General features: G+C 43.4%; 9 protein-coding genes. 4 read left to right on the forward strand and 5 right to left on the reverse strand.

Going from position 1 to position 12,705, the window contains the following annotated elements; genetic code table 11:
- Positions 1-2: 2 nt before the first annotated feature.
- The 4 genes from Q1A48_RS09545 to Q1A48_RS09560 are packed head-to-tail and all read left to right on the forward strand — an operon-like array spanning position 3 to position 4,300.
- Positions 3-1,013, forward strand: a complete 1,011-nt coding sequence (locus Q1A48_RS09545; protein ID WP_299944011.1) for an acyl-CoA dehydrogenase — start codon at positions 3-5, stop codon at positions 1,011-1,013.
- An 11-nt stretch (positions 1,014-1,024) separates the two neighbouring features.
- Positions 1,025-2,173, forward strand: a complete 1,149-nt coding sequence (locus Q1A48_RS09550) for an acetyl-CoA C-acetyltransferase (RefSeq protein WP_299944014.1) — start codon at positions 1,025-1,027, stop codon at positions 2,171-2,173.
- Positions 2,174-2,213: 40 nt separating this feature from the next.
- On the forward strand, positions 2,214-3,110 hold the full coding sequence (locus Q1A48_RS09555) for an SDR family oxidoreductase (RefSeq protein WP_299944017.1): 897 nt from the start codon (positions 2,214-2,216) through the stop codon (positions 3,108-3,110).
- Positions 3,111-3,121: 11 nt separating this feature from the next.
- Positions 3,122-4,300 carry an acyl-CoA dehydrogenase family protein gene (locus tag Q1A48_RS09560; protein WP_299944019.1) on the forward strand — a complete coding sequence of 393 codons (1,179 nt, stop codon included), beginning with the start codon at positions 3,122-3,124 and terminating at the stop codon, positions 4,298-4,300.
- 156 nt (positions 4,301-4,456) lie between these two features.
- Here Q1A48_RS09560 and Q1A48_RS09565 read toward each other — a convergent pair whose 3' ends face one another.
- The 5 genes from Q1A48_RS09565 to Q1A48_RS09585 form a co-directional block, all read right to left on the reverse strand.
- Entirely contained in the window at positions 4,457-5,401 is a 945-nt protein-coding gene (locus Q1A48_RS09565) for an alpha/beta fold hydrolase (RefSeq protein WP_299944022.1), read from the reverse strand.
- Positions 5,402-5,448: 47 nt separating this feature from the next.
- Complete coding sequence (locus Q1A48_RS09570; protein ID WP_299944025.1) at positions 5,449-6,315, reverse strand: SDR family oxidoreductase; 867 nt, start codon at positions 6,313-6,315, stop codon at positions 5,449-5,451.
- 24 nt (positions 6,316-6,339) lie between these two features.
- The gene (locus Q1A48_RS09575) at positions 6,340-7,509 is read right to left on the reverse strand and encodes an acyl-CoA dehydrogenase family protein (protein WP_299944028.1); all 1,170 of its coding nucleotides are present in this window, start codon (positions 7,507-7,509) and stop codon (positions 6,340-6,342) included.
- Positions 7,510-7,535: 26 nt separating this feature from the next.
- Positions 7,536-9,539, reverse strand: a complete 2,004-nt coding sequence (locus Q1A48_RS09580) for an acetyl-CoA carboxylase biotin carboxylase subunit (RefSeq protein WP_299944031.1) — start codon at positions 9,537-9,539, stop codon at positions 7,536-7,538.
- A gap of 65 nt (positions 9,540-9,604) precedes the next feature.
- A complete protein-coding gene (locus tag Q1A48_RS09585) occupies positions 9,605-11,221 on the reverse strand; it encodes a carboxyl transferase domain-containing protein (protein ID WP_299944034.1) in 1,617 nt (538 codons plus the stop codon).
- Positions 11,222-12,705: the final 1,484 nt, after the last annotated feature.

Raw genomic sequence — 12,705 nt, forward strand, 5'->3', positions numbered from 1 at the left:
CGATGGATTTTCGTTACACACAGAATCAACAAGATCTCATTGAAGCAACCAAAAAGGTGCTAGAAGGTAAAAATACCTTGCAGCGCTTGCGAGACCTTGTAGGCGAAAGGAGAGCGGAAAACACTATCAAACAAACGAAGGACAACGGTGCCTCTGATATCTGGAACCAATTCGCTGATCTCGGATTGTTTGGCATAATGGCCAACGAGACGGACGGTGGTTTGGAGCAGCCTCTTGTAGTTATGGCAGGGGTGGCCGAGGCCGCAGGCTATGTAGCTTTGCCAGAGCCTTTGGTCGAACTGGCTGGAATAGTGGTCCCGTTATTATCTCAAATGAATAACTTGGAGCATCTGATCCAAGTGCTTGAAGGCCGTTTATCGGTAGGTATTATCACACCATTGCTACCCATAAATAATGCCACTGCCTACCATGATATGTTTATTGTTACCTCTAAATTCGGTGGTGAACTGATATTAAAAGAAGATCTGAATTTAGAATCCAGACACTCGATTGACCCATTGCGAACCCTTGCCAAAACCGATAAACCAAGCTCTTTAAATACCCTTGCTGACTATCACGGAGCGGTACTCAGTGCAGCTCAATTGCTTGGTTTGGCCCAGCGCATGATTGACATGTCGTCTGAGTACGCTAAAAACAGATATCAATTTGGGCAGCCTATTGGGGCGTTTCAAGCCATAAAACATCAGCTTGCCACAGCGTATATGCAGATTGAATTTACCCGACCAATCATTCAGCTAGCAGCTCTTCAAGGAGGAGTGGTGGTTCATAATGCCAAGCTTGCTGCGATAGATGCAGCCATGCTAGCGGCTGAAACGGCCATTCAGGTACATGGTGGCATGGGTTACACCTATGAAGTAGATTTACACCTTTTTATGAAACGTACCTGGGCGCTATGTGGTGAATGGGGTGACCGAAGTTATCATATGAAAAAATTGGAAGACTACTTGCTGAATGGTGAGCTGGAGATTGGTACGATGCGAACGTTTATTTAGGGAAATAAAAAATGGCAGAAGCGTATATCGTTGATGCAATTCGAACACCAACGGGACGCCGTAAAGGTGGCTTAGCCGAGGTACATGGCGCTGATCTGGGTGCCCATGTTTTAAAAGGTCTGGTAGAACGCAATAGTATACCAGATGTTGAGTATGATGATATTATTTTTGGATGTGTCGATACAGTTGGCCCACTGGCAGGTAATATTGCTCGAACCTGTTGGTTGGCAGCGGGGCTGAGTGATCAGGTTCCTGGCGTCACCATAGACCGTCAATGTGGTTCTTCTCAACAAGCTGTACATTTCGCGGCTCAGGCTATTATGGCGGGAATTCAAGATGTGGTTGTAGCTGGTGGCGTACAGACCATGACGCAGATCCCGATTAGTTCAGCTATGATCCTTGCCGCTCCGCTAGGTTTTACTGATCCTTATAGTGGTTCTACTGGTTGGGTTGAGCGCTATGGTAGGAATCCGCCTACGCAATTCAAAGCAGCACAGATGATTGCTGATCAGTGGGGCTTTTCTCGTGTCGATCTGGAAGTCTATGCGCTGGAATCCCATAGACGAGCTTTGAGTGCCATCGAGGAGGGACGATTCGATAGGGAGATATTGTCATTGAACGGTCTGAGCCAGGATGAAACCCCGCGCCGAACCAGTTTAGAAAAGATGGCAGAACTCGATTATCTGTTTAGCTGTGATAAGGTGACGGCTGCGGTATCCAGTCAGACCTGCGATGGTGCGAGTGCAGTATTAATGGTGTCAGAAGCAGCGTTAAAGAACTATGAATTGACACCACGCGCTAGAATTCATCATATGAGTGTTCGTGGTGATGATCCAATTTTTATGCTGACAGCTCCAATTTCAGCGACTAAATATGCGTTAAAAAAATCCAGGTTATCCCTAGAGGATATTGATCTGATAGAAATTAACGAAGCCTTTGCTTCAGTTGTAATGGCATGGTTGAAAGAAATTCAGTATCCTCATGAAAAAATAAATGTTAATGGCGGTGCCATAGCTTTGGGTCACCCATTGGGGGCAACGGGTACTAAGTTGATGACTACGCTATTATATGAACTTGAACGTACAGGCGGTCGCTATGGGTTGCAAACCATGTGTGAAGGTGGCGGCCTCGCCAATGTCACCATCATTGAGAGAATGTGATGGAGCAAACCGAACTCAACAAACTGATTAGTTAAAAATCATGAGCAATCTCTGTAAAAACCGAACTGTGATTATTACTGGTGCCGGTGGAGGCCTGGGGCGTGCACATGCTTTGGCATTTAGTGCTGAAGGAGCCAGGGTAATAGTCAATGACATTAATGAAATGGCCGCTCAGACGGTAGTGGAGCAAATTTGTGACAATGGTGGTACAGCCAAGGCTAGTAACTTTGATATCACTAATTACCAGGCTTGCACTGATGCAATACAGGATGCTGTTGTCACTTATGGCGGTCTTCATATCGTGGTTAACAATGCCGGTATTAATCGCGACCGTATGTTTGCGTCCATGACGGAAGACGATTGGGATGCAGTAATCGCCGTACATCTTAAAGGACATTTTTGCTTAAGTTCAAATGCAGTGCGTTATTGGCGTTCTCAATCAAAAGCAGGTCGTACAGTCTCCGGGCGTATAATCAATACCACTTCCGGTGCGGGTTTGCAGGGCTCAGTCGGGCAATCAAATTATGCAGCAGCAAAAGCTGGAATTGTTGCATTAACATTAAATCAGGCAGCTGAACTTGCGCGTTATGACGTCACCGCAAATGCCATCACACCCGCAGCCCGTACGGGTATGACAAAAGCAGTTGCGGTCATGGCCGAGCGCATGAAGAAACCAGATGACAATAGATTTGATTATTGGTCAGCGGATAATGTATCACCGCTATTGGTTTGGCTTGGTTCGGAGTATTCCGCACATATTACCGGCAAGGTATTTGAGGCTGAAGGGGGCAAGATTTCCATTGCTGATGGTTGGCGCAGTACCGAAGGCGTTGACAAGGGCGATCGTTGGCAGCCAGGTGAAATTGCCAATGTAATGGATCAATTACTGGCAAAAGAAAACCCCGCCCAACCCGTTTACGGCACTGAATGGCCTTAGCAACAGAACCTATGAAATTTTCTTTTAATCAAGAACAACAGCACATTGCACACATTGCGGATGCTTTTCTAAGCTCGGTTTCAAATAGTGAATCGATACGCGAGGCCATGGTAACAGAAACGGGTATTGATGGCGTTTTGTGGCAGCAGATTACACAGAAAATGGGTTGGCACTTGACGCACATTCCAGAGCAATTCAATGGTCTTGGCTTGGGTTATGTCGAACTTTGTATTTTGCTTGAACGGATGGGTGCAAATCTGGTTTGTGCACCTTTTTATTCTACTGTTGTACTTGGTATTAATTCATTATTGATAGCCGGTACTAAAACACAGAAAAAGCAATGGTTACCATTGATTGCAGAAGGACAAAAACGACTGGCGCTGGCTTATTCCAGCCAAGGTAGAGTCTGGGGTGTGGAATCTGTTACGGCCCAATATCAACAGCAGGATAACAGCTTTGTTATAAATGCCGATTATCGCTATGTGATTGATGGTCATACTGCGGACGCATTTGTGGTTGCTGCTCGTGATGTGTCAAGCGGTAATATTGCCTTGTTTTTGTTATCAGCCGAGACAGTGGGTGTGACTCGGTATTGGACGCCTTCAATGGATCAGACTCGAAAACTGGCGACTGTTAAATTGGAAAATGTTTGTGTGGCCAAAGATTCGATCATGCTTGATACATGTGGCGATAGCTTGATACCGTTGGATAACATTTTGGCCCTTGCGTGCATTGCTCTAGCGGCCGAACAAATGGGGGTTGCGGAAAAATCGTTAAGCCTGACGCTTGATTACATGGCCGAGCGGAAGCAATTCGGTCGTGTAATAGGCAGTTTTCAAGCAATGAAACACAAAGCAGCCGATATGCTGAGCAAAGTAGAAGCCGCCCGTTCTGCTGTTTATTACGCCGCCTGTGTAGCCGATGAGTTTATGGCTGGCAACGACATGGGTGCAGAGCTGCTGGAAGCTGCCAGTATTGCAAAAGCCTACTGTTGTGAAGCTGCCTATTTTAATACCGGCTCAGCACTGCAAATGCATGGTGGCTTTGGTTTTACCTGGGAATGCGATGTGCAGCTCTACTTCAAGCGTGCCAAAGCAGCGCAAGTTAGTCTCGGTGATAGCGCCTGGCACAAAGACCGAATAGCCAATGCTATACTGGGAACGGTTGGCTTAGATGTAGTCGCTGGCTAACTCACCGATTTCCCGCCACAGGCGATAGTGCTAATTTACAACATACTCGTAAGGTAGGAGGGCGGAATACTTTTCCTTGGGATAGAATGAGGCATGGAGGCCGATTACAAGTGCACATGGATGTGTTCACAACGCGTCCTGTGAGAGGTGTATTTTTTATTTATGACCCGGGAATAAATATTTAATAAAAAAACGGCTGACATGCGCAACGAATTTTCTTTCCTCAAATCGGATGACAGCGTGTCGAGCGTTATCATATACGACAAGTTCTTTCTGACCTCGTTTCGCCTTATAGAGGTGTTCAACATATCTTAATGGCGTAAGATGGTCTTTTCGACCATGTATAAATAAAACAGGTACAGAGATTGGAATTTTTTTCACTAAATCTAACTGTGGACCACGGCAATGAATAGCATTTTTTAATCCTGAGCCGACCAGCAGCATCAATACTGAACCAAAAAAATAGCTTAACCACAAGGGAATCCAGCGATAAATTTTTTGAGCTATAAATTGTACATTGTAACCAGTGCTTTCGACAACAATGGCACTAACCCGGCGATCACTGCTGGTGATTGAAATCGCGGCAGCACTACCATTTGAAACACCCACAATACCAACCTTGCCATGCTGCTTGTGTTTGTCAAGATAATCGAGTGCCGCTTTTAAATCCCGGGCTTCACGTATGCCCACGGTTGTCATACCTCGTGGGTCAAAATCGCTGGTACCATGATTGCGACCATCAAGCATCAGCATTGCAAACCCAGCTTTATTTATTGCAGGCAGTAAGGGTAGATAATAGCGTCGATCATCCATACCGCCATGTAGGGCAATAATAACCGGCGGTTTGTGAGTACAACCCAGATGATTTTCAGGTGGTGGCACATACCAGGCATTAATCGTTAGCCGATCAGATGTGATAAATGAAATGTCCTCGTATATCAGGCCTATACAACCCGATTTAATACTTTCTTGCAGGGGTGGTAGTAAATAGTTATAGGATTTTCTATTTCGAAAATGTTGGCTGTATATTATGAATAATGCTGTAACGAAAGACCAAAATAAAAAGATTAAGACGAAGAAAATAAATATGTTTAGTGACAAGTTAAATTCTCGGTTAGCGTATCATTGTAGTAAAACTGTAAATGGAATTAGATCTTTATGTCACTAAAGAATTCAGGTTTTTTATGTGCCCATAATTCACCCCAATAGCGTCCTCCGCCATCGAGAGTGATGACCTCACCGGTCATAAAGTTTGAAGCATTGCTGCCAAGGTAACCAACCAATTCAGCCACTTCCCACACGGTTCCGAATCGTTTCATTGGATTGGAATCTGAGAAGGATTCTACTGCAGAAAGTGCGTAGGTGTTCATTCCTTCAGATGAAATGACACCAGGGGCTACGCAATTCACCCTGATTTTTAGCGGTGCCCATTCCACAGCGACCGTTTTTGTCGTATAAATAATGCCAGCTCTGGCTGCGCAGGTGTGAGCGATATCTAACATGCCGCGATCAATGACGGTGGCCATGTTGATAATATTGCCGGCTACGCCTTGCTCTCGCCATTTTTTTGCAGCGGCCTGCATCATAAACCAGGTACCGTTGAGGTTATTGTCAATAACGGCTTTCCAGCCATTGGGGCTGATATCAATTGCAGGTTTAGGAAACTGACCACCGGCATTGTTGAATAGAATATCGATACCACCAAACGTCTGCCAAACATCTTCAAATAATTGCTCTACTAAATTATCATCACGAATATCAATTTGTCTGATTTCAATATCCAGTTGTGCCTTTGACATTGCATAGGCTGCTGTTTGTAGTTTATCTAGGTTGCGACCGCAGAGAATGACTTTAGCACCGAGACGAGCATACAACCAAGCGGTAGCCTTGCCGATGCCACTGCCGGCTCCCGAAATTAGCACGGACTTATCCTTAAAAAGATTTGGAGTATAAATCGTGGGAGCGGATGCGAGTTGGGTATCGCTCATACCGAATACAGGTTGCGCCTGCGTCATAGGTTAAATCCGTGATAGAAATTATCAATCAAAAAGTTGGCTGGCAATAATAATTTTACGTATTTCTGTAGAGCCTGCACCGATCTCCAATAATTTCGTTGATCGAAACAAGCGATTTATTTCAGATTCCCAGATATAGCCATTACCACCAAAAATCTGCACGCCATTGTCGAGTACTTGATTGCACATATTGGCACAATACATAATAGAAGCAGCGGTACGCGCGTGGATATCGCCTTTGCCTGCTTGAGATGCCTTTATTTCATTGGTTTCTGCCAGAATACTCCAGCAGAATGTTTTCATTGTTTCTACCCAGACATACATATCGGCTAATCGTGACTGTACCATTTGGAACTGTGCAATGGGTTTACCGAATTGTTCACGGGTGTTGGCAAAATCGATACTTAACGCTAGTGCGCGTTCTGCGGTGCCCACGCTAATCGGTGCGACCATGGCTCTTTCAAAATCCAGGCCGCTCATAACTACTCGATGTCCTTGGTGTTCAACACCGATAATATTTTCTATCGGAACACGCATATCTTCGAAAATTAACTCAGCAGTTTGACTGCCACGAAAGCCCATTTTTTTTAGCTTTTGTGCAACTGTAAAACCAGGTGTATCAGTTTCTACGACAAAAGCAGTAATACCCTTTGAGCCTTTGCCTGGCTCTGTTTTAGCATACACTAGGCAGATATCAGCAATTGGTCCATTCGTAATATAAATCTTGCTGCCATTTAGTATATAGTGATCTTTATCTTTTTTAGCCCTGGTATTCATTGAGCCAAGTGCGTCTGATCCAGCGCCTGGCTCAGTTAAGCCAAGGCAACCGATGAGCTGGCCAGAGCAGAGTCCTGGTAAATATTTTTTACGGAGATAATCAGAACCATTGTTATCAATATTGTTGGCACAAAGATTGTCATGAGCGACCCACGCTAATGCCAAAGCATGATTCCAACGGGAAAATGCCTGGCAAACCAGACCCGCGGACAGCATGTCCAGGCCAACACCGCCATACTCTGGGCTAACCGTGACACCGAGCAAGCCCAACTCTCCCATCATTGGCATAATATCAGTTGGCCACCACTCTTCGTCATCCATTTTTTGCGCTAAAGGGTATAGCTGCTCTTTGGCAAATTTGTCAGAATGACAAAGTAAAATTTGTTGTTCGTTGGTGAGATTAAATTGATGTGTCATAGTATAACCAATTGGATTGGTTTTAATTAATTTTCAATTTCAAGAAGTACTTTATTTATTGCGACTCTCTCGTCCTGTTTTACGTTAAGTGTTTTTACAGAACCGTTCGTCGGTGCAAGAATAGAGTGCTGCATTTTCATCGCTTCCAATATAACCAGCGGCTGACCAATTTTAACTTCTTGTCCCTCGCTGACTTCCAGTCCGATGATCACTCCGTGCATAGGAGCTTTAATTACCCTGGCTAGAAAATCAGTGTTATCGATATCAACATCTGTGCTAATATCCCTAACTGTAAATATGGGCGCGCCCGATATGGCTAAATGCATGATTTTTTCGCTTTCACTATGAAAAATCACCGAGAGTCGCCGTTTATTGACAATAAGCTTTGCGTAACTATCTGAAATTGATAAGACTCTAATATCGATTTCAATTTCAGAAAGGGATACTCTGTAAGATCTTGTAGCGTTGGCTCGAGCGCATATTGAAATTAGTGATCGCTGAGCGTTAATTTCATAACAGCGCAGGCTTCGTAAGTTTGCAGTGCTTGACCAGCCTAATAGATCAGAATTTACATTCAATGAATAAGCTTGATATTGCTGCATCGCTAAAACATGTTGAAGCACAGCAGCAACGGCATAGTGCATATGGGTATTTTTATATTTTCTGTTATTTTGTAAAGAACATTTCGGAAAATTCTCATCGATAAAAGATGTGGTTGCTTTCCCCTGCACAAACTGTTGATTTCTTAATGATTCGATCAAAAAATCCCGATTAGTTTTGATACCAAACAGTGCGGTGTTATCCAAAGCAGTGATTAACTTTCTTCGTGCTTCTTCGCGATTTGCTCCAAAGGCAATGATTTTTGCCACTAGCGGGTCATAAAAAGGAGATACTTCTCCGCCAGATTCAATACTTGAATCTACTCTAAGATCCATACCATTAGGTTCTATCCACTGGATGACAGGTCCGGCACATGGTAAAAAATCAGCATCTGGATCTTCTGCGTATAAGCGCACTTCGATAGCATGGCCTTGTAGTTTAATATCAGATTGTGCAAAACCAAGTGTTTCACCCTGGGCTGTTCGCAGTTGCATTGCAACTAAATCGAGGCCCGTGATCATTTCCGTTACTGGATGCTCTACTTGTAGGCGCGTATTCATTTCCAAAAAATAAAATGCACCGTTTTTATCCAGTAAAAATTCAACAGTACCAGCACCAATATAATTCACAGCCTTCGCAGCCTTAATAGCTGCATTACCCATCTGTGTACGCAGTTCATGAGTCATAATAGGACACGGAGCTTCTTCAATTATCTTTTGATGTCGTCTTTGCACTGAGCAATCCCGTTCGCCTAAATGCACAACATGACCAAAAGCATCTGCAAAAATCTGAATCTCGACATGGCGCGGTTTAACGACGGCCCGTTCGATAATTAGGACATTAGAACCAAACGCACTTTTAGCCTCCATTCGCGCTATACGAATGGCATTGGGTAATTCAGATACATGTTTTACCAGCCGCATACCGCGCCCACCACCACCTGCGGCAGCCTTTACCATTAGGGGAAAGCCAATTTTTTTTGCTTCAGTAACCAGGGTTTTATCAGTCTGATCTGCCCCCTGATAGCCGGGTAAACAAGCCACACCAGCATCGATCATTGCGCGTTTGGACATAGCCTTGTCGCCCATAATTCTAATTGCGTCTTCAGGTGGACCTACATAGATAAGGCCTTCGCTGTGTACGAGTTGGGCGAATTCTGCATTTTCTGATAAAAAGCCGTAGCCTGGGTGAATTGCTTGTGCACCAGAGCACTTGGCTGCTTCAAGTATTCTTTCTGGAATTAAGTATGATTCGTTCGCAGCTGATGAACCTATGTAGACAGCGTCATCCGCATATTTTACATGTTTCGCTTCAACGTCTGCATCGGAATAAACAGCAACAGTTTGTATTCCCATTTTTTTGGCAGTGCTCATTACCCGTACAGCGATTTCACCTCGATTGGCAATCAAAAGTTTTGAAAAGTTATTCATGGTAAAGAAGTTTGTTGCTGTTCGTTGTATTGTGTATGATCTGAAATGAATGAAAACTCCACCAACTAAAATCTAGCGACTCCGTAACTGTTTTCACGACACTCTCGTGCATTTGCTTCTAAGCAAGTTTCTAGCGCAAAGCCTGCTACTTTACGGGTATCTCTTGGATCAATGATACTATGTACTAAATTTCGACCAGCAGTATAAAAGGCATCTTGCTGACGTACAAAATGTTTGGTAATTGCTTTTTCCTGATCAACTAGTTGAGCCCGGTCAACTTTTTTACCTTTGCGTGAAGCAATTAATTCAGCGACTTGTGTCATAGTCTTAGCAGCTTGTTCACCTCCCATCACATTGGTAACAGCATTGGGCCATGCAAATAAAAAATCAGGCTTATAGGCGGCGCCACACATTCCGTAATTTCCAGCACCGAAACTTGCGCTAATAATTATCGAAATTTTTGGAACCTTGACATTGGCGACAGCCTGAATCATTTTTGCGCCATGCTTAATCATCCCTGCTTGTTCAGAATGAGTACCAACAAGGTAACCGGTTGTGTTGTGTAGAAAGATCAGCGGTAAGCCAGTTTGATCACAAAGCTGAAAAAATTGTGCCGCTTTGGTCGCGCCAGATGGATCAATTGGCCCGTTATTGCCAATAATTCCACAGGGAAAACCCATAATACGCGCGTGTAAACAAATTGTTGCAGTGCCATATTGCGGTTTGATCTCATCGAATTTAGAGTCATCGACAATTCGCACAATAATCTCTCGAATATCAAATGGTTTTTTATAATCAATTGAAACCACACCTACGAGGTCTTCAGGGGAAAAGTGCGGTGCTTTTACAGACATTCGCTTGAGCGAGTTACTGTTTTTGTTCCATTGGAGATTTCCTATGACGTCACGCGCTATGCCTAAACCGTGGGCATCATTCTCAGCTAAATATTCAACCAGTCCTGACACACTCGCATGCATTTCAGAACCTCCAAGTTCCCGTTCATCTGTTATTTCACCTGTTGCCGAATGGACTAAAGCAGCTCCAGCTAATGCAGCCAGACCGTTTTTTTTAATACCGATCACAAAATCAGAAAGACCCGGCATATAGGCACCACCCGCTGTGGAAGGGCCGTGTAAAACTGTCAAGGTAGGGACCCCGGCAGCACTGAGATGAGCCAGGTTCCTGTATAAAGCGCCGGCATCTACCCAGTTTTCCACTGTAAATTCCATCAAATTAGCGCCGGCACTTTCAACCAGATGAACCAGAGGTAATTTTTGCCGCTGCGCGATATCCTGAATGCTCAGCCCCGTTGATACTGTGGTAGGTGTGTAAGAGCCTGCCCTGATGCCACTGTCATCGACCCAGATCATGCAGCGCACCCCTTTGATAAAGCCGATACCACAAATAATACTGGCACCGGGGATACTCGTTACGGGGTTTGGATCTTCAACAAGATAATTGGACAGTGTATGTAGCCGTAAAAAAGGCATGCCTGGATCAAGTAGGTGAGCGACTCGATCATGAGGCGCAATCTGTCCGCGTTTTTCAAAAGTTGAGCGACGCCTATTGGAAGCCGTTATCGCTCGTCCTTCCAGATCTCTCAGCCGTTGAACAAATTTTAGCATATCAGTGCGGTTTTTTATAAAATGATCTGATGAAGGCTCTATCTGTGACTTATACATTGATATCCTATTTATGAATAAATTTAAGACACTCGGTTGATGCTTTTTCTATTGATGAAAAGTTCAAGTTATTTTAATGGAAATGATTAAATTGTAAGATTCTTCTATAATTGTGTGTATCGGACTTTTATTCCAGTGTAGACATGACAATGGCATTGTCTAGTTTCATCTTATGTCACTTGTAGATAAACAACGTATAACTCGCGTTTCGTTTACGGCATCAGAAATCCAGAAGCCTGTTGAACTGTTCTTTCTAGATTTCTGGAATAATGCTTCAGAACATAGCTAATTGTCAGACCGGTTTTAGCCTGGGGTCTATCCAGTACTTGTTCTTGTATTGCTAGGTTTGCTTTCCTGTTCTGAACAGAAGAGGTAACTTAACCAAGAATATTCTTACAACACTTCCATGAGTGAGATCAAGTTTGCACCTAACCTTGATACTGATCACTAAAATTTTATTATACGCTTCTACGTTGAAATTTAAGTCAATACTGCTAGAGAGTATAATACCTCAGGTGATTTTAACCTTTAATAGAATTCAAAGTTTTGAGCAATACGCTATCTATTTCAGTTCATGTCGAAAAATATTGTGGCTGTGGAGTTCATGATTCCAGGCACTTTGTATAGTTTTCTGTAACTTCAACTGGATCGTAGTCAAGTTCAAGTTCAAGTTCAAGTTCAGCTAGAGTCTTACCCGACCTGGAGGTAGTCGATATTTTTTTTCACTGGATTTTGTAAGATAATCCCTAGCCAGAGCAATAGACTCCAAATGGCCTGTTGAATATTCGAATGTTGGATTCTAGCAAAAGAAGTTGCTTACGGGCATATCCCATTTATAAGGCTCGCCCTATTTAATCGGCTTGGTGATCCATCACAAAGTTTCGTCCCAATATTTTAGTCGTAATAGCTTCGGTTATGATTGACTTCCTACTTTTATGCAGCGACTAGTGAGGTTACCTTGAAGTATTTACAGACTGCTATTCTGCTGGGGTCGGCATTACTTAATCGCAATTCTGATATTATTAAACCGGCATAAATATAGTGATGAAGTATTGTACGCAATTGCATTTTAATAGTTCAAAGTAAGCATCACTATATAATCGCCGGGTTAAAAGTCCACACATGACTGCTCAAATCAAGGTAAAATATACTCACAAAATACTTAAATATCAATGAATAACTTGTACTAATTATGCTATCGTTCTTTGGTTTTAAAAATTCTATTACGATTTAAGTTAGGATTGGTAATGCAATAGGATATTGGGTGCTAGTAACCTATTATACACTTCATTGCCAAAGGTGGAGACGTTAACGCTATTTTGAATAGGGGGTTTCTTGCAAATTTTCAGATGCTTTTAACCATAATCCACATTATTGCATAATATGGCTAGTCCAAAAGGGAGACCTCCCGGCTTTGCCGGGGAGGCACGCATAGTTTGACAGATCCGGAAGTCCCATAGTAACTCCAATGTGTGAGCCGCCAA

The organism is uncultured Microbulbifer sp. (genome assembly GCF_947489355.1).
GTDB lineage: Bacteria > Pseudomonadota > Gammaproteobacteria > Pseudomonadales > Cellvibrionaceae > Microbulbifer.